Annotated in this window: 13 protein-coding genes; 4 read left to right on the top strand and 9 right to left on the bottom strand. The window is 71.7% G+C overall.

Features of this window, described 5'->3' with window-relative positions; all coding sequences use genetic code 11:
- The first annotated feature begins 22 nt into the window (after positions 1-22).
- A complete protein-coding gene (locus OG490_RS23600) occupies positions 23-541 on the top strand; it encodes a hypothetical protein (RefSeq protein WP_330298270.1) in 519 nt (172 codons plus the stop codon).
- On the opposite strand, the gene OG490_RS23595 is transcribed toward OG490_RS23600, so the two are convergent.
- From OG490_RS23595 to OG490_RS23565, 7 genes are all read right to left on the bottom strand, one after another.
- Positions 529-2949 (bottom strand): galactose oxidase-like domain-containing protein, encoded by a 2421-nt coding sequence (locus OG490_RS23595; protein WP_330298269.1) that lies wholly within the window; start codon positions 2947-2949, stop codon positions 529-531. The two genes, OG490_RS23600 and OG490_RS23595, sit on opposite strands and share 13 nt — an antisense overlap.
- 8 nt (positions 2950-2957) lie before the next feature.
- Positions 2958-4088: a glycosyltransferase family 2 protein gene (locus OG490_RS23590; protein WP_330301029.1), complete on the bottom strand. Its 1131-nt coding sequence runs from the start codon at positions 4086-4088 to the stop codon at positions 2958-2960.
- Between the two features lie 78 nt (positions 4089-4166).
- Positions 4167-5915, bottom strand: a complete 1749-nt coding sequence (locus OG490_RS23585; RefSeq protein WP_443065860.1) for an ArnT family glycosyltransferase — start codon at positions 5913-5915, stop codon at positions 4167-4169.
- Complete coding sequence (locus OG490_RS23580) at positions 5912-7249, bottom strand: glycosyltransferase (protein ID WP_330298268.1); 1338 nt, start codon at positions 7247-7249, stop codon at positions 5912-5914. Before OG490_RS23580 ends, OG490_RS23585 begins: the two co-directional genes overlap by 4 nt.
- 344 nt (positions 7250-7593) lie before the next feature.
- The gene (locus OG490_RS23575; protein WP_330298267.1) at positions 7594-9648 is read right to left on the bottom strand and encodes a thioredoxin domain-containing protein; all 2055 of its coding nucleotides are present in this window, start codon (positions 9646-9648) and stop codon (positions 7594-7596) included.
- Between the two features lie 48 nt (positions 9649-9696).
- Positions 9697-11004: a recombinase family protein gene (locus OG490_RS23570; RefSeq protein ID WP_330298266.1), complete on the bottom strand. Its 1308-nt coding sequence runs from the start codon at positions 11002-11004 to the stop codon at positions 9697-9699.
- A 71-nt stretch (positions 11005-11075) separates the two neighbouring features.
- Positions 11076-11828 carry a DUF4344 domain-containing metallopeptidase gene (locus OG490_RS23565; protein ID WP_330298265.1) on the bottom strand — a complete coding sequence of 251 codons (753 nt, stop codon included), beginning with the start codon at positions 11826-11828 and terminating at the stop codon, positions 11076-11078.
- Between the two features lie 124 nt (positions 11829-11952).
- Here OG490_RS23565 and OG490_RS23560 point away from each other — a divergent pair, with 124 nt between their 5' ends.
- Positions 11953-15207: a tetratricopeptide repeat protein gene (locus OG490_RS23560; RefSeq protein ID WP_330298264.1), complete on the top strand. Its 3255-nt coding sequence runs from the start codon at positions 11953-11955 to the stop codon at positions 15205-15207.
- Between the two features lie 93 nt (positions 15208-15300).
- On the opposite strand, the gene OG490_RS23555 is transcribed toward OG490_RS23560, so the two are convergent.
- A complete protein-coding gene (locus tag OG490_RS23555) occupies positions 15301-15519 on the bottom strand; it encodes a hypothetical protein (RefSeq protein WP_330298263.1) in 219 nt (72 codons plus the stop codon).
- Positions 15520-15521: 2 nt separating this feature from the next.
- Positions 15522-16403 (bottom strand): mycothiol conjugate amidase Mca, encoded by an 882-nt coding sequence (mca, locus tag OG490_RS23550; RefSeq protein ID WP_330298262.1) that lies wholly within the window; start codon positions 16401-16403, stop codon positions 15522-15524.
- A gap of 123 nt (positions 16404-16526) precedes the next feature.
- Between mca and OG490_RS23545 the strand changes: the two genes are divergently transcribed.
- Positions 16527-16940 carry a DUF4307 domain-containing protein gene (locus tag OG490_RS23545; RefSeq protein WP_330298261.1) on the top strand — a complete coding sequence of 138 codons (414 nt, stop codon included), beginning with the start codon at positions 16527-16529 and terminating at the stop codon, positions 16938-16940.
- Positions 16941-17187: 247 nt separating this feature from the next.
- Positions 17188-17685, top strand: coding sequence for a transcription elongation factor GreA (gene greA, locus OG490_RS23540; RefSeq protein ID WP_330298260.1), 498 nt, complete (start codon positions 17188-17190; stop codon positions 17683-17685).
- The last annotated feature ends 1 nt before the right edge of the window (position 17686 follow it).

The raw sequence follows: 17686 nt of genomic DNA, 5'->3' as shown, positions 1-17686 counted from the left end.
GTCCAGCTGCCAAGGTGGCCGCATGGGGTGGAGTTTCAAGCTGCACGGCGCACTGGCGGGCTCGCTGAGCGCGATCGCGGTCCTCTTGGGGGCGCTCACGTTCCTGCCCGGCCGGCCGGTCGCGCCGGGCTGGTGGCGACTGGCCGTCGTGGCCGCGATCCCGCTCCTCGCCGCCGCCCTCGTGCGGATCATGCTGACCCGGACGGACCGCGGCACGCGCTGGCTCGCCTTCCGGTGCCTGCCGGGCACCGTGCAGATGGGACTCGCCGCGCTGCTCCTCGGGGGCGCCGTGCTGGTCGGCCTGGGCTCCAGCAACCCGCTCCAGGATCCGCGCATCGTGGACAGCCGCTACTACGCCTGGGAATCCCACTCACGCATCACGCGCGAGGTCTCCCGCAGCACTTACGAGGCCGTCGCCGCCGACCAGACGCGCCTCTTCTCCCTCGGCATGCCCGCGGTCATGCTGGCCGCCGCGGCGGGCCTCGTCCTCGTCGCAGGGGAGCTGCGGCGGGACGAGGCCCTCACCCGTCAGCAGGCGTAACCGTCGCCGTCCGGGTCGAGGCGGAGCGGGTCGCTGCCGTTGACCTTCAGGCGGGGCGGGAAGGCGTGGGCGGCCAGCCAGTCGCAGCGGGCCTTGGTGGTCTCCTTCACCTCCGCCGGGAAACGGGTCGGCACGCAGACGTTGACCGTGCCGTAGTGCCGGTCGCAGCCGGCCACGGCCGGGGCCACCGGGACGGAGTCCCGCCGGGCCGGGTTGGATTTCGGGGCCGCCTGCGGGGCGTCCGCGAAATCGTGCACGTGCGCCGTGGGGGCCACCGCCGCCGCCGCGACCGAAGGCGCGCCGCCGAGGTGGACCCAGGTGGCGACCGACGGGATGCCGTTGGCGTCGACTCCGAAGAGCATGTACCAGCCGGGCGGCGCCAGGTTGGGGTTGGTGGTGACGTTCAGGTCGATGGTCGTGCCGTTGACCACCGACATCGGCAGGTCCACGAACCGCTGGTTGGGGTCCGAGGAGTGGGTGACCGCGGCCGGACGGATCAGCTCCGCCTTGGCGATCGGCCGGTCGACGGTGATCCGCTGCGTGTCCCCGTACACCCAGTCCGTGTCGATGACCGAGGTGAGCTGGGGGCGGGCGCCCTTGAAGAGGTACGGGGGCGTGTAGATCGACACGTTGTTGTTGTAGGTGCCGTTGCCCGGGTTGTCGCCGACCGTCATGACCCGCCCGTCGGGCAGCAGGAACCCGCCGGAGTGGTAGGTGCGCGGGATCGGGTCGGCGGGCAGCCCGGCCTGGTAGGTGTTGGTCACCGGGTCGAAGAACGAGGCCTCGTAGACCGGGTCGGCGCGGTCGTGCAGGGCGCCGCCGGTCTCCAGCACCTTGCCGTCCGGCAGCAGCACGGCCGACGGGTACATCTTCCCCTCGGCCCCGGTCTGCGGCCGCTTGCCCGCGCCCACGTCGACCAGGCCCTGGGGGATGTCCGGGCCCGCCGTGTACACCGGGTTCGCCGCCTTGAGGTCGATCAGGTCGGTGAGCCGGTTCGCCGCCGGGTTGGTCTCGTTGTTGCCGCCGCCGATGGTCAGGACCCGCTGGTCCTGGGCCGGGGGCAGCAGCACGCTCGCCGATTCGTCGCGCTGGTCCTTGTTGCGGAGGCCGGGCACGTCCGTGACGGTGTTCGCGTTGTAGTCGTAGATCGAGGAGCCGCTGCCCTGGGTCCCGTTGCCGAAGGTGTGGCTGCCTGTGTAGAAGAGCCTGCCGTCCTGCATGAGGACCATGGAGGGGTAGAGGCCCCAGTAGGACCAGGTCTGGTTGACCTCGTTCATCGGCAGCCACTTGTTCTGCGCCGCCGAGAACTTCTCCGCGGTCACGTTGCCCGTGGAGTCCTCCTTCAGACCGCCGAAGGTGATCACGTCGCCGTTGCCGAGGATGGTCGCGGACGGGTACCAGTGCCCGCCGTTCAGGTCGTTGGTCTTCGTGTACTTCTCGGTCGCCGGGTCGAAGACGTAGGAGTCCTTGAGGCCCTGGTAGCCGATCTTGCCGTCGGCGGACGGATAGCCCTTGTTGCCGCTCATCACCAGCACCCGGCCGTCGGACAGCTGCACGTGGCCCGAGCAGAACATGTCCACGGGCGTCGGGATCGTCTTGAACGAGCCGTTCGCCGGATCGTAGACGGCGGAGGTGAAGGTGCCCGCGTTGAACTGGGCGATGTCGTTGCCCGAACCGGCGATCAGCAGCACCTTGCCGTTCTTGAGCACCACCGCGTGCATCGAGCGCACCGGGTTCTTCGCGGGGATCACCTCCCACGAGCCCTTCGCGCACTGCTCCGCCGTCCCCGTGCAGCCGGCCTGCGGCGGGGTGGCGCCGACCTCCTCCACCGCGTAGTCGTCGCTGGTCAGCGCGCCGACCCCGTAGACGGACAGCCCCCAGGTGATCTTGTCGGTGCCGGGCGGAACGGCGGGCGTACGGACCTGCGTGCGCGCCCAGGCGGCGCTGACCGGCGGGTTGGCCAGGTCGGTCCAGTACTGCCAGCCCGCCGTGGCGTCGTGCCGGAACACCGTCACCGACACGTCCGGGGTGTCGGACTTGTACCAGGCCGACAGGTCGTACTGCTTGCCCGGTGTGACGGTGGGCGCGCAGGCCGCGTTCTCGGTGACCATCGCCTTGCGGTCACCACTGACCCGGCGGGCCAGGGCCACCTTCATCGCCTTGGTGCCGGAGTGCGCGTCGGCGACCGTGGCGAAGCTGAAGTCGTTGTCGCCCCAGCCGGACTTCTCCCAGCAGGACGGCATGTCGGCGCCGGGCACGCCGGCGGTCTCGAAACCGGGGTTGGTGAGCAGGTTGGGCGGTCCGGCCGAGGCCTGCTGCGGTGCGGTCAGCAGCAGGCCCGCGGTCATGGCCCCTACGGCCAGCAGGGCGGCCCGCCGCCCTGCCCGGCGCCGGATCTTCCATCGCATGAGCAAGATCAACTCCTCGACGTACGGCCTGACTTGCGCGGGAGGTAGACCAGTGCCTCCGTCGCCGCGAACCTCAGGACGAAGGTGGTGACCAGCGCGAGCGCCGTCGCGGTCAGCACGCCGAAGTCCAGCTTTGCGACGAACAGGGCGATCAGCGGGATCCGCAGCAGCAGATCGGCGTTGGCCAGCAGGGTGAACCGGCCGGCCCGGTCCGCCCAGTGGCGGTGGCGGCGGCGGTCGCGGAACAGCAGGGTCTCGATGAGGAGGAAGTTCCACATCACCCCGGCCTGGTTGGCCGCCACCTCGGCGAGCAGGTAGTTCATCCCCGTGTGCGTGAGCAGCCACAGCGCGGCCAGGTTCGGGACGAAGCCGGAGAGCCCGATGAGACCGAAGCCGATCATGCGGGCGAGCGGGGTCGCGGAGCGCAGCGCCGCCAGGTGGGTCAGGAAGCGCAGGCCCTCGCGGGCGGTGGACTTGGACTCCCCGGAGTAGCGGTCCTGGAAGACGAAGGGGACTTCGGCCACGCGCTCGGGTCGGCAGCGCACGGCCAGCTCCAGCAGGATCTTGTAGCCCAGCGGCTTCAGCGCCCCGCTCTCCCCGCTGATGGCGGTCCGGCGCATCGCGAAGAATCCGCTCATCGGGTCGCTGATCCCGCGCAGGGCGCGCGGGAAGAGCCCCTTGGTCAGCCAGGTCGCGCCGCGCGAGACGGCGATCCGGTAGTTCCCGGCGAGCCCGGCCCGGCTGCCGCCCGCGATGTAGCGGGAGGCGACGACCAGGTCGGCGCCGGTGCGCGTGCCTTCGCCGACGAGTTCGGGGACCAGGTGGGGCGGGTGCTGGAGGTCCGCGTCCATGACGACGATCCAGTCGGTGTCGGCCCGCTTGATCCCCTCCACGACGGCTCCGCCGAGTCCGCCCTCGGGGCGCTCCCGGTGCAGGACCGACACCGGGAAGGCGTGCTCCAGGGCGGCCCTCTCCACCACGGCGGGCGTGTCGTCGGTGGAGTCGTCCACGAACAGCACCGCACAGGGCAGGTGGGCGGGGAGCGCGGCGGCCAGCCGGCTCAGCAACTCGGCCACGTTCCCGGCCTCGTTGAAGGTCGGGATGATGAGGGTGACGCTGCCCTGGGCGGGCAGCTCCATGGGCTCCGCCGCGGCCGGGGCGTCGAGCTCCGGACCGGCCGGGGCGTGCGGGGTCCACAGGTCTTCGGTCATACCGGGTCAGCTCCCGTTGACGGCGCGGTCGGTGGCACCGGCGCCTGCGGCGGCCCGGTCGGTGCGGCGGATCTCGATGCGGTCCTCGCCCTCGCCGAAGACGGCGACCGGCGTCGAATGCTCCAGCGCGGCCTTCACGTTGGGCAGCGTCGCCGCGTCCCGGCGGACGGTGGGCGAGGAGACCACGTAGTCGATGTCCTGCCAGCCGTGCGGCAGGGTCTTGGTGACGGCGGGGTCGAGGTCGGCCTTGTAGAACCAGATCGCGCCGAGCCCCGGCGCGTAGCCGTGGTGCACCGCGTCCAGCCACAGCGCGTCGTCGACCAGCACCCTGGTCCGTGCGGGGTCGGGCACCTCGCGCCCGAGCCAGGCCGCGGCCTGCCGGTACGGGGCGTTCGCGTCGACGGTGAGCGCCGTGCGGTTGCCGTCGTACCAGCGCGGCAGGACGTAGGCGGCGGCGCAGGCGGCGAGGATCCCGACCAGCGCCCAGCGCCCGTAGGTGAGCGCGCGCCGCTCCCCCGCCGCGCGGCGGCGGCGCAGCACGGCGTGCGTGATGCTGGCCGCGCCCCCGGCGAGGACCAGCGCCAGGAAGGGCAGCGCCTGGATCACGTACATCGCCGGAAGGTAGCCGGAGGGCCGCATCGCGACGAGGCCGAGGATGACGGCGGCCAGGGCCGGGCCGGCGAGCGCCCGGGCGGTGACGGACCAGCGGACGGTGGCCAGCAGCAGGACCGCGCCGGCCAGTCCGCCGAGCGGCAGGACGGTGTCGTAGTACAGCCAGGACCGGAAGACCCCGTGCGAGCCGGAACCGGGGTCGAGGATGAAGCCGGAGCCGGGCCGGCCCATCTGGTAGGTGATGCCGTCGAGGAGGGAGACGTGCCCGGAGCCGGGCAGCAGCTCCCCGTTGAGGAGTGCGAAGAGCGGGTACGTCACGCCGATGAGCACGCAGGCGGTGACGGCCCCGGTGACGGCGAACTTGCGGGTGTCGCGGTGGCTGTGGCGCCACATCGTCACCAGCAGCGCCGGGAGCACCACCAGCATCGTCTCCTTGGTCAGGACGGCGGTGGCGGCCGCCAGCCCGGACCCGAAGTGGTGCCACAGGTGGCGGCTGGGGGACGCGGCGAGGCAGAAGGCCAGCAGCATCCACATGACGGCGATGTTGTCGAGGAAGATCTCCCGCTGGAGCACGACCGAGAGCGGGGAGAGCCCGAAGAGCCCCATGGCCAGGCCGGCCGCCCAGCGCGGCAGCCAGAGCCGGCGCGCGAGCACGTACATCAGGACGGAGCTGGCGGCGGACACGGCGAGCATCGAGAACCGCATGGGCGCCACGGTCATCGTGTCGGGCACGAAGAGGGACGGCAGGTAGGTCAGGCCCGCGATCTGGATCCAGCCGAGCGGCGGATGGTCGTACCAGTAGGTGTAGTGGGCCAGTCCGTGGCCCTGCTGGACGGCCCACGCCTGGGCGAGGTAGGTGCCCTCGTCGTCGCTGAGCGTCGGGAAGTTGGTGATGTTCCAGCCCTGTACGAGGACGATCGCGAGCAGCAGCGTCCCGCAGAGGACCAGGTCGGGCCGGGAGGAGCGGAAGCGGATCAGCGGTCCGCTGCGCTCGGCCCGGACGGTGGACACTGTGTCGGCGGCGCCGCGGCGCTGGGCGGGGATCCGGGCCGGGGCCGGGGGTGCGGTCGCGGTCGCTGCGGTCGGGTCGGTGGCGGCCGGCTGGGGCTCCGGATCGGTGGCCGTGGGCACGGTGGTGGTCACTGGTGAATGTCCTCTCGGCTCGCGGCGGACGCGGAAACGGACGCGGAAACGGACGCCCGGGCGGAGCCGACGGCGACGGCGGCCGAGGCGGGCGCCCCGGCGAGGTGGGCCCCCGTGTGGCTGGTCAGCTCCCACTCGTTGCGGCCGCGCTGCTCGCGCCAGACCGCGCGGATCGCGGCGCCGGCCAGCATCACCTGGTAGAACGGGCCGCCGATCACCAGCTTGAGGTAGTGCACGAAGCGCACCCGCAGCCCGTACTGGCGGCCGAAGTCGTGGAGGCCGACGATCTCGAAGACGAAGGTGACCATCGCGGTGATCATCGGCAGGAAGGTGACGATCGCGATGCCCACCGGCACGTCGAGGAAGAGGGCGATCGCGAAGTTCAGCGGGATGACGACCCCGGAGGTGGCCTGCAGGAAGGGCGTCATCAGGGTGTAGCGGGCCAGCCAGCGCTGGCCGCGGCCGGGCAGCTGCTGCCAGTCCTTCTTCCGGTAGACCTGGAGGAAGCCCTGGTTCCAGCGGGTGCGCTGCTTGAGCAGGCTCATCAGTGAGCCCGGGGTCTCCTCGCGGGTGACCATGTCGCTGTCGTAGGCGACGACCACCTTCTTGCCGACCGAGGAGAGCCGTACGCCCAGGTCGCAGTCCTCGGCCAGGCAGTTCGGGTCCCAGCCGCCGGCCTCGCGCAGCACCTCGGTGCGCACGAAGACGGTGTTGCCGCCGAGCGGGATGAACCCCTTCTCGGCGTGCAGGTGCAGCCGGGAGCGGAACCAGAAGAAGTACTCCAGGCAGTTGCGCAGGCTGTACCAGCTGGAGTGGAAGTTGATGAGCTGCACTCCGCCCTGGACCACGTCGGCCCCGGTGGAGCGGAAGGCGTGGTCCACGTGGGAGAGCAGCTCGGGGTGGACCTGGTCCTCGGCGTCGAAGACCCCGACGATGTCGCCGCGGCAGTGCGGGAGCGCGGTGTTGAGCGCCTTGGGCTTGTTCTTGACCTCGTGGTGGTCGGTGATGACCCGTACGAGGCCGGGTGCGCGGGCCGCGGCCCGTTCGGCGACGGCGGCGGTCTCGGGGTCGTCGTGGCCGACGATCACGATGATCTCGTAGTCGCGGTGGCTCGATTCGAGGAGCCGGTCGATGGTGTGCTCCAGGACCGCCTGCTCGTGGCGGGCGGGCAGGAGCAGCGAGAAGGCCAGCCGGCCGCCGCCGTCCGGGCGGTCGAAGCGGGTCGAGGCGAGCGTCTCCGGCGTGCGCCACGCGTGCATCTGCCACCAGAGCGTGAAGGCGGCCATCCAGAAGAGCGCCAGCGAAACGGCAGATATGAACACGGATGTGAACAAACTGTCCCCCACAGACATGCCGCAACCCCAAGCGGCGATCATCGAACCCCCCGGGGGCGGTGCCGTGCGGCCGGCTCCCCGGCCCACCGCACGCTCCTCCCCCGCTTCCCCCCTGCTCCCCCGCATCCCCCTGCGCGCACCCCCCGGTGCGCGCCGTCGGTGCCGACCGCGTCAACGGCGTCGGCAGCGCCGGCAGGGTTGCCGGCGCTGCCGAGAGTGACTGATCGGTGACTCCCGAAGCCACGAGACTAGGCACGAAAAATGACATCGGGGCGCCGCTCGGATAAAAACCACGTTTCCGAACCGGCCCTCAAACAAGCGGAATTGACGCTACTCCGGCTGTTTCAGGGATGAACCGCCCCCAACTGCTCCGCCAGCTCGACCGGATCTGTCGTAGGCCGCGCGCAGACGAAATGTCGACACACGTACGCCGTGGGAAGGTCGTGCACCAGCGTGCGCTCGGCCAGCAGGGGGAACTCACCACCGCTCCCGTCCGCCGCGCGCACCGGACCGGTCGCCACCACGGCCCCGGGAGCCGTCCCCAGCAACGCGATCCGGTGCAGTTCCGCCCGCGCCGGATCCTCCGGGTGACCGACGACCGCCACCTCGCGCGGACCGTCGACGAGCGCTTCGGCGACCGCCAGGCCGTGCCCGATGAACCGCGGGGCCCGCGGCCCGAGCGCGTGCACCACAGCCAGCGCCCGCTCGGCCGCCGTGCGGTGGGGCTCCGAGCCCGTGTGCGCGGCGTACGAGAGCAGCGCGCCCGCGGCAGCCGTCCAGCCGGAGGGAGTCGCCGTGTCGGTCGGGTCCTGCGGCCTGCGGATGAGCTGCTCCGCGTCGTGCGCGGTGTCGTACAGCGACCCGTCCTCGGCGGTGAAGCGGGCCAGGACCAGGTCCACGAGGAACCCGGCGAACTCCAGCCAGACCCCTTCCCCGGTGACGGACGCCAGGGCGAGGAACCCCTCCGCGACGTCCCCGTAGTCCTCCAGCACCCCGGCGTTGGGGCCCACCTTCCCGTCCCGGCTGGTCCGCGCGAGCCGGGCCCGCCCGTCCATGTGCACCCGTACGAGGAGGTCCGCGGCCTCGGTGGCCCGCTCGATCAGGTCGGGCCGGCCGAAGAAGGCCCCGCACTCGGCGAGGGCGGCGATGGCCAGCCCGTTCCAGGCGGCGACGATCTTGTCGTCCCGGCCGGGCGCGGGACGCCCGGCGCGGGCGGCCAGCAACCGCTCCTTGATCCCGGCGAGCCGCTCCGCCTCGATGTCCGGCCCCTGCGCGGGCAGTTGAAGTACGGAGGCCCCGTGCTCGAAGGTCCCCTCCTCGGTCACCCCGAAGCAGGCCGCGGCCAGATCCCCGTCCTCCTCCCCGAGCACCTCCCGCAACTGGGCGGGAGTCCACGCGTAGTAGGCCCCCTCGACGTGCTTCCCGGTGACCGGGTCCTCGCTGTCGGCGTCGAGCGCGGAGGCGAAACCGCCCTCGTGGGTGCGGAGTTCACGGACCATGAAGTCCGCGGTCTCCAACGCGACCCGGCGCGCGAGCTCGTCCCCGGTCGACCGCCACAGGTGGGCATACACCCGGCAGAGCAGCGCATTGTCGTAGAGCATCTTCTCGAAGTGGGGCACGACCCACTCCCGGTCCACGGAGTACCGCGCGAACCCGCCCCCGAGCTGGTCGTAGATCCCGCCCCGGGCCATCGCCTCACACGTATCGGCGGCCATCTGCAGCGCCCCCTCGGACCCGGTCCGGGCATGGAGGCGCAGCAGGAACTCCAGCACCATGGACGGCGGGAACTTCGGCGCCCCGCCGAATCCGCCACGCGCGGCGTCGTACTCCCGCGTCAGCCCGAGCAGCGCCTGCCCGAGCTCCTCGGGGCCGGGGGTGCCGGCCTTCCCGTAGTCCAGCTGCCGCCCCGCGAGGTCCCGCACGATCCGCTGCGCCACCTCGGCCACCTCCTCGGGCCGCCCGACCCAGGCGGTGCGCACGCCTTCGAGCACCTGCATGAAGGAGGGCGACCCGTGCCTGGGCTCGGGCGGGAAGTAGGTGCCGAAGTAGAAGGGCTCGGCGTCGGGGGTCAGGAACACGGTCATGGGCCAGCCGCCCTGCCCGGTGGCGGCCTGCACGGCCTCCATGTAGACGGCGTCGATGTCGGGACGCTCTTCGCGGTCCACCTTGACGTTGACGAAGTGCTCGTTCATGTAGGCGGCCGTTAGTTCATCTTCGAAGCTTTCGGAACTGAAAACATGGCACCAATGGCACGAAGAATAGCCAACACTGAGCAATACGGGCAGACCACGTTCACGCGCCTCCGCGAAGGCCTCCGGAGACCAGGGCCACCAGTCGACGGGGTTGTCGGCGTGCTGGAGCAGGTACGGGGAGGTCTCATTCGCAAGGCGATTCGGCATGCTCCCCATCCTGCCGCACCGCCTGGCGTACCCCTCATAACGGGGCCATCAGGCCGCCGGGTCGGCGCCTCCGATGCGATCAGCCCACTTCCATACCGGCACCACGCGGGAATGGTCCCAGGCCCCGCAGCCTTTCCTTCCCGATGCGATCACGAGGTGGGTGAAGACCGAGGCAATCACCTTCCGCTTCTCCTCGAACCCCATCTCGCCCGACTGCCACCGCAGCCGCATCGGCTCCGGCAGCCGGACCCGGCCCTGCCCGTCGACAGGAGAGAGCAGCCTCTCAACGGCTTCTTCCACGAGGGGGCCGCTGATGGCACATCGCCCGCAGCCTCGGCCCGCGGCACAGACGTAGTTGTAGGGGCTCTTACGGCTACGGGAGCTCTTGCTGCCGCCCATGGGCTGATCGCACACACCGCAGCGCAGGAACCCGGTGAGGAGATACTTCGGACTGGACTTACGGTCGGTCAATCGCGGGCTGAGGGGCCCCCGATGCATGTACAGGCTTCCTGCCGAGAACGTCGAGCAGAGCTCCGCCCACCGCTCAGGCGTGACTATGGCCTCCCATGCCCCGACCAACGGCTTCTCCGTAGCCGGGTCGATCAGCAACTCACCCCGGTTGGCACGGAAGCCGCAAACCCTCGGAGCCGTGATGATCTGCGTAACCGTCTGCGGGTTGGGACGGCCCCCACGCGTTCCCGTGACGCCCGACGCATTCCACTCTCGCGCCACGCGGCCCATGGAGCCACCGCCGATGCGGTCTTCGATCGCCTTGCGGACAAGCTCCGATTCCACCGGGTGCAGGGTCCGTCGGTCCTCCTGCCACCCGAAAGGCCGCGGCCCGCTGTGCGGCAGGCCGTCCATGGCCCGTGACCAGTGCCAGTCCTGGACGCGGCGGCTGCGCGTCTCTCCTTCGGCGACGGCCCCCTGGAGCGAGTCGGCCCCCTGCAGGAGACCGGCCTTGCTGTACGGATTCCGCAGGCCGTCCCTGTCGACGTACACCCTCCCCGGCGCCGAGGTAAGGGCTGCCGTGAAACGGATGAAGTCCTCCGGCCTGCGGTAGAGACGGTCGTCCGCGACGGCGACGACACCGTGCAGCGGACCGGCCGCGAAGGCGTGGCCACGGTGCAGGTCGGCAAGCAGGTGGTCGAACCCCGGGCGTTCCCGGTCGTCCTTGGTCGCGTTGCGCGCGTTGTCCGTGTAGGTGGCTACGACGACGCAGCCGTGCTCGCGGGCGGTGCGTTCGTTGATGCGGTGCTGGTGGCGTACGCCGCGCGCGTCGCGCTGTGGCGCGTCCTGCGAGGTGCGTGCGTACGAGGCGACGGGGATGAGCCCGCCCTCAGCGGTGTTCGCCATTCTGCCCATAACCCGTTCCCTTTTCGAGAGTTCGTCCGATGTTCCGCATAACGGACGAACCGAGGATCGGGTTACGTGTGCCGCAGGAGCGGGGCCAGGTCGTGGGTCCAGGTGTCGCGGGTGTGGGTCCAGGTGGTGGCGCAGTCGGCTCGGGACGGGGTTGCCAGGTCCTGGTGGCGGGCGGGGAACGCGCCGTAGACCGCGCAGCGGTGGGACTCCGCGCGGGTGGCGTCCGGGGCGTGTTCGTCCGTGGGGTCGGGGGTGGGGTCGGCGGCGGCCGCCCGGTCGTAGATCCGGGCCGATGTCAGGAGGGTCCGGTCGCCCTCGGGGTCGCGGACCAGCAGCGCCACCTGGGCGAAGCGGTCGGCGGCGTCCTCCTCGGCGCGGTCCCCGTTGTCCGGGAGGTCCAGCGCGTCGATCAGGGCGTGGCCCGCCTCGTGGTAGATCGTCTCGCGGACGGACTCGGCGAGGTCCTCGTCGCGGCCGGTCAGTTCGCGCTCCTCGGTCACGTCGTCGTAGCAGAGCTCGATGCGGTGGGTGTCCGGGTCGTAGCCGGTGCCCTCGCCCCGGCAGGACTTGGCGACGACGGTGACCGGGTGGGGGAGGTCTACGTAGTCGTTGAGGTCGGCGAGGGTGGCCTCGGTGAGCTGCCAGTTGTGCAGGAAGCGGGCGCTGTCCTCGTCGGCCGCCACGGGCTTCTCGTAGCGGAGCCGGAACCCGCTTTCGGGTACGGGTTCCTGCGGCAGGAGCTTGCATCCGGTAGCCGTCAGAAGCAGGGACGCCGTCGCCGCGCACAGGCCCGCAGTCCGCCAGTTTCTGCTCACCGAGCCACCCTATGCGACCAATTGCACGCCAACTCCCTCTGAACTAGCTCAGATTCCCTCGCGCTCGCGCCCGTCCCGGCGGACACTTGGCGCACGTTGCCGGAGCTCTCTGAGGGGGATGCCGATGCGGGACAGCCATCGCGTTGAGGCCGAGCGGCTGCTGGGGCGGGCCGTGGACGACGAGGCCCGGCGGGGGGCCGCCGGGGCGGCCGGGACCCCCGAGGCCCGGGCGGCGCTGCTCGCACGCGGCCGGGAGGCACTGGACTCGCTCGCCGCGAGCGCGGCCCCCGAGTACGAGGCGTACGTGCGCGCCCTGGACGAGGCGGCGGCCGGAGAGGAGTCGCTCGGCGAGGCCTTCCGGCGGGCGAACCTCTCGACGGCCCTGCTGGTGACGGCCGTTGCCGCCGCCTCGGCCATCGGAGCCGACCTGGCCTTCGGGGTGGCCGCGGGCACCGCGCTGACCGCCGGTGCCGTCGTGGGCGTGGCCGGGGCGACGGCCACCGTGGCCAAGGTGACCGCCCTGCACCTGCCCGCCGCGAACCGGCGCGCCGGGGAGCTGGGGCGGCCCGGCGGGGCGGAGCAGCTGAAGCTCCAGTGGCTGTCGGCGTTGGAGGTGCGCGGGATACGCCCCTTCGTGGAGCAGCAGCGCAAGGTGGCGAAGAACGCCGCCCAGCCCATCACCCCCCTCCCCAAGGTGAACGGCACGGGCAACGGCATCCCGCTGCGCGGGGCCAACCGCAGCGCCGAGGCGCGGCGGCGGGCGGTGCTGGAGCAGTCCTTCGGGCAACTCCCGGAGGTGGAGGGCCTGTTCACGGGCCGTCGGGCGGAGTTGGGCCGGATCGCCCAGTGGGTGCAGACGGCCCGCGCCAGCACCGAGACCCGGCCGGTGGTCGTGGTGCTGCACGGCGAGCCCGGGGTGGGCCGCACCACGCTGGCGCTGCACGCGGCGCACGCGCTGCGGGACCAGTTCAAGGGCGCCTGCGTGGTGGACCTGCGCGGCGGCGGGGCCGCCGAGACCCCGCTGCCCACCCGCGAGGCGCTGCTGCACCTGATGAACCGGCTGGGCGCCCCCCGTGAGCAGCTGCTCTTCCGCGAGGGCTCCTCGGCGGAGCAACAGGTGCGCAGGCTGGGTGAGTTGTACCACCAGCACTTGCAGGGCACCCCGGTGACGGTGGTCCTGGACGATGCCGTAGACGCCGCGCAGGTACGGATGCTCGTGCCCGAACGTTCCGAGAGCCTGGTCCTGGTCACGGCGCGGGAGCCGCTGGAGCTCCCGGCGGACCTGGCGGCCTGGGTGCACCAGGTGCCGGTGACCCGGCTCGCGGAGGAGGCCGGGGCCGAGCTGGTCCGGGCGGGCGCGCACGAAGCCCCGTACGGGGAGGAGACCGTACGGGAGCTGCTCGCGCTCGGCGCCGGACTGCCGCTCGCGCTGCGCGTCCTGGCCCCTCTCGGGGCCGCCCGCAGCGAGAGCGAGGGGGCCGCGGACAGCGCCCCGGACGCGCGGGCGGCCGACGGCACCCTGGACTCCGCGCTCGACCTGGCCTACGCCGCCCTGCCCGAGGAAGGGCGGCGCCTGCTGCGCCGCCTCACCCTGGCGGGCCGGGCCTCGCTCGGGGCGGCGGCCGCGGCGGCTCTGATCGACGCGGAACAGGTGGAGGCCGGGCGGCTGCTGCGCGAGCTGGCGCAGGCGGGTCTGCTGGACCACGTGCGCGGGGACCGGTTCCGGATGCACGACGCGGTGCGCGCCCACGCGGCGGCGCGGCTGGCGGCCGACGAGGACCGGGCCGGGGCCGCGGCGGCCCACGAGCGGCTGATCCGTACGTACGCGCAGCTCGCCGACTCGGTGATCCGGATGGTCGACGGAAAGATGTCCACGCGCGCCAACGCCCTGTCGAAGTCGAGCACGGTCGGTGGCCACGGCTTCGCCTCCCTGGACGCGGCGCTGCGCTGGCTGGACGACGAGTCCAGCTTCATCACGGCGGCCCTGCGCCACTCCGAGGGCGTGGACCAGCAGGCGGTGCTGGACCTGCTGGGCGCGCTCTGCGACTTCTGCCTGCTGCGCGGGGACCTGTACCGGCTGGGCGAGATCAACGAGCTGACCCAGGCCGTCGACCAGGGGCTGCTGGTCCGCTCGGTGCAGTGGCGCACCGGTATCGCGGCGCGCCAGCTCGGCGAGCTCGACAAGTCGCGCACCACCCTGACCTCGCTGGTCGACCAGTACATGGAGGCCCACCAGGAGGCCGGCGCGGGCATGGCGCTGGTCTCGCTCGGCATCACCCTGCACCATCAGGGCAATCTCCCGGAGGCCTCGGCGCGCATCCGCGAGGCCCTGGTCCTCCAGGCCTCCGACGAGCTCGCGGGCGACCGCGCGTGGGGGCTGCACGCGCTCGGCGCCGTCGAACGCGACCGCGCGCACCTCGTGGAGGCCCTGCGGCTGCTGCGCGAGTCCCTGGTGCTGCACCGGGAGAGCGGGAGCGTGCACGGCGAGGCCTGGGCGCACTTCCAGCTCGGCCAGGTCCACCTGCGCCTGGGACAGGTGGAGCGCGCGGAGGCGGAGCTGCGCCTGGCGCTGGAGCTGTACGGGCGCACCCGCGACGACCGCGGCCAGGCCTGGGCGCTGACCCAGCTGGGGCGGGCCCGGGTGGTCGACGGGGATCCGGGGCCGGCCCTGGAGCGGCTGCGCGACGCGCTGGCCCGCCACCGGGAGGCGGAGGACGCGCGAGGCGAGGCGTGGACCCTGTACTACCTGGGGCAGGCGCTGGAGGAGGCCGGGGAGCGGGACCGGGCGGTACGGGAGCTGGAGCGGGCCCGCACGATGTTCTCCCGGATGCGCGACGTGTACGGGCTGGCGCACGCCCGCCACCACTCGGGCCGGGTGACGCGCGACCAGCGGGCGGCGCAGACGGGCAACCTGCGCAACTCCGGCTTCGCCCGCCAGCTGCTGGTGGACGCGCGGGCGGACTTCCGGCGGATCGGGCTGGCGCACGGGGAGGCGTGGACCTGCCTGGAGCTGGCGGTCGTGGACGCGGGCAACGGGCGGACCGCGCAGGCGCTCGACCTGTGCGAGGAGGCCGTCCGGCTGTTCATCTCCTACGGGGACCGGCGCGGGGAGGACTGGGCGCGCTTCCTGCGCTGCACGCTCCTGCCGTACGCGGTCCCCGGCGCCCCCGACGAGGCGCGCACGGAGCTGGCCCGCCTCTCGGCGGCCCCGCACCCGATGCGGGACGGGCGGCTGGAGGACTGCCTGGAGACCTACGCGGTGATCCTGGCGCGCGGCGTCGACCCGGCGGAGGGCTGGCAGGCGTGGCGGCTGTCGCTGGTGCCGAACCTGCACTCGCGGGAGATCATGGGGATCCCGGTGCCGCCGGCCGCGGAGTAGGGCGCGCCGGGGACGCGCGCGAAGGTCCGCCGTCCCACCGGTCTACGGGTGGGACGGCGGTCGCGCGAAGGACCGTACGTGCGGGGCGGGCCCCTACGGGGCGCGCGTGCCGTCCGCCGGGGTGGGCTCCGGGGCTTCCTTGAAGTCGACCCGGCCCATGTGCCGGCTCATCGACTTCATCAGGCCCCACACCCCGAGGGCGAGGGCCGCGAACACGATGAAGCCCAGGATTCCGGGGGTCACCTTGTTCTTGTCGAAGGTGTCTCCGGCCAGCGGAAGGAGCTGGACGATTGCTGCCTGCGTAGCGCTCATAGCTACGCATTCTCCCGGATGCCCGCGAAGAGGTCGGACTCGGGGAGGGAAGTGTCCACGAGCGACTTCGCCAGCTCGTACTCCTCGGTCGGCCAGACCTCCTTCTGGATCTCCATCGGGACGCGGAACCAGCCGCCGTCCGGGTCGATCTGCGTGGCGTGCGCGATGAGGGCCTTGTCGCGGATCTCGAAGAACTCGGCGCAGGGGATGTGGGTGGTCAGGGTCCGCTCCTTGCGCTCGAACTCCTTCCACCGCTCCAGCCACTCCGCGTAGGGGGACTCCATGCCGCGGGAGAGCAGCGCCTCGTGCAGGGCGACGGTGCGCGGCTTGTTGAAGCCCTGGTTGTAGTAGAGCTTCTGCGGCTGGTAGGCCGGGCCGAACTCGGCCTCCGGGTACTTCTCGGTGTCGGAGGCGTGCTCGAAGGCCACCATGGAGATCTGGTGGGTCATGATGTGGTCGGGGTGCGGGTAGCCGCCGTTCTCGTCGTACGTGGTGACGACCTGCGGCCGGAAGGCGCGGATCTTCTTCACCAGCTCGCCGGCGGCCTCGTCCACGTCGGCCAGCGCGAAGCAGCCCTCGGGGAGCGGAGGCAGCGGGTCGCCCTCGGGAAGCCCGGAGTCGACGTACCCCAGCCACTCCTGGTCGACGCCGAGGATCTCGCGGGCCTCGTCCATCTCCTTGGCGCGGACCTCGTGGATGTTCTCCTCGATGTACTTGTCGCCCTGGAGCTTGGGATTGAGGACGGAGCCGCGCTCGCCGCCGGTGCAGGTGACCACCAGGACGGACACCTCCTCGGACACGTACTTGGCCATGGTGGCCGCCCCCTTGCTCGACTCGTCGTCGGGGTGGGCATGGACGGCCATCAATCGAAGCTGCTCGGTCAAGACAGGATCCTCTTTGAGTCGTCAGGGCTGGCGCCTTCTATAGTGACCGAACCGGGGGGTCGAAAAATTCCGGGGGGTGGCCCCGGATTTCCGGTGTTCACCCCGTCTCGAAGGGAACGATCGATGAGCGCGGTGCGCGAGGGACTGCCCGAGGGCCGTTACGGCCGGTCGGCGGACGAGCGTGCCGATCGGAAGCTCAAGATCGTGGGGTCCGTCCTGGGGATCGGACTGCTGGGCGTGGTCGGCTGGATCGGCTGGGACTACGTCGCCGGTCAGAGCGTCAGCGCCGAGGTCATCAAGTACAAGGTGGTCTCGGACAACGCGGTCGAGGTGCACCTGGAGGTGCGCAAGAACGCCTCGGTCACCGGGGTGTGCACGCTCAGCTCGCAGGACGTGAACCACGGCGAGGTGGGCCGGGCAGACTTCACGTTCGCACAGAAGGACAAGCGCGTGGACGAGATGGTGACGCTGAAGACCACCAGCCGCGCCACGATGATCGACCTGATCGGCTGCCGGCCCGAGGGCACCGCGAACTGATCTCGAGCCGACCGCGAGCCGACCTCGAACCGGCCCGGGCGCACGGCAACACGCCGGGTGGTGGAGTCGTTCCTTCCGGTTATCTCCGGCCCGGTACGGCCCCGTCCGGCCCCGTCCCCGCTCGACCCGGGACCCCTGACGCACTTCACACGCTTGGTGTCCTCCCCCTTTTCTTCCCGAATTGTTAGGCTCGTGGTTTCGTCCGCCGCTGGCGGCTTTGTAGTCCCTGTACCGACGAGGAGCACCCGTGACCCAGACGAGCGAGAGCGTCACCTGGCTGACCCAGGCGGCGTACGACCAGCTGACAGCAGAGCTGGAGTACCTCTCTGGTCCCGCCCGCACGGAGATCACGATCAAGATCGCCGCGGCCCGCGAGGAGGGCGACCTCCGCGAGAACGGCGGTTACCACGCGGCCAAGGAGGAGCAGGGCAAGCAGGAGCTCCGCATCCGCCAGCTCACGCAGCTCCTGGAGAAGGCCAAGGTCGGCACGGCCCCCGCTTCGGAGGGAGTGGTGGCCCCCGGCACGCTCGTCAAGATCGCTTTCGACGGCGACGAGGACGACACCATGGAGTTCCTGCTGGCCTCGCGCGAGTACGCGTCCTCGGACTTCGAGACCTACTCCCCGCAGTCCCCGCTGGGCACCGGCGTGATGGGCAAGAAGATCGGCGAGGACGCCCAGTACGAGCTGCCCAACGGCAAGCAGGCCTCGGTCAAGATCCTCGACGTCAAGCCCTTCACGGGCTGAT

The sequence above is a fragment of the Streptomyces sp. NBC_00503 genome (assembly GCF_036346895.1).
Classification (GTDB): Bacteria; Actinomycetota; Actinomycetes; order Streptomycetales; family Streptomycetaceae; genus Streptomyces.
The sequence above is the reverse complement of the archived record's forward strand: the minus strand, read 5'-3'. Positions and strand labels throughout refer to the sequence as shown.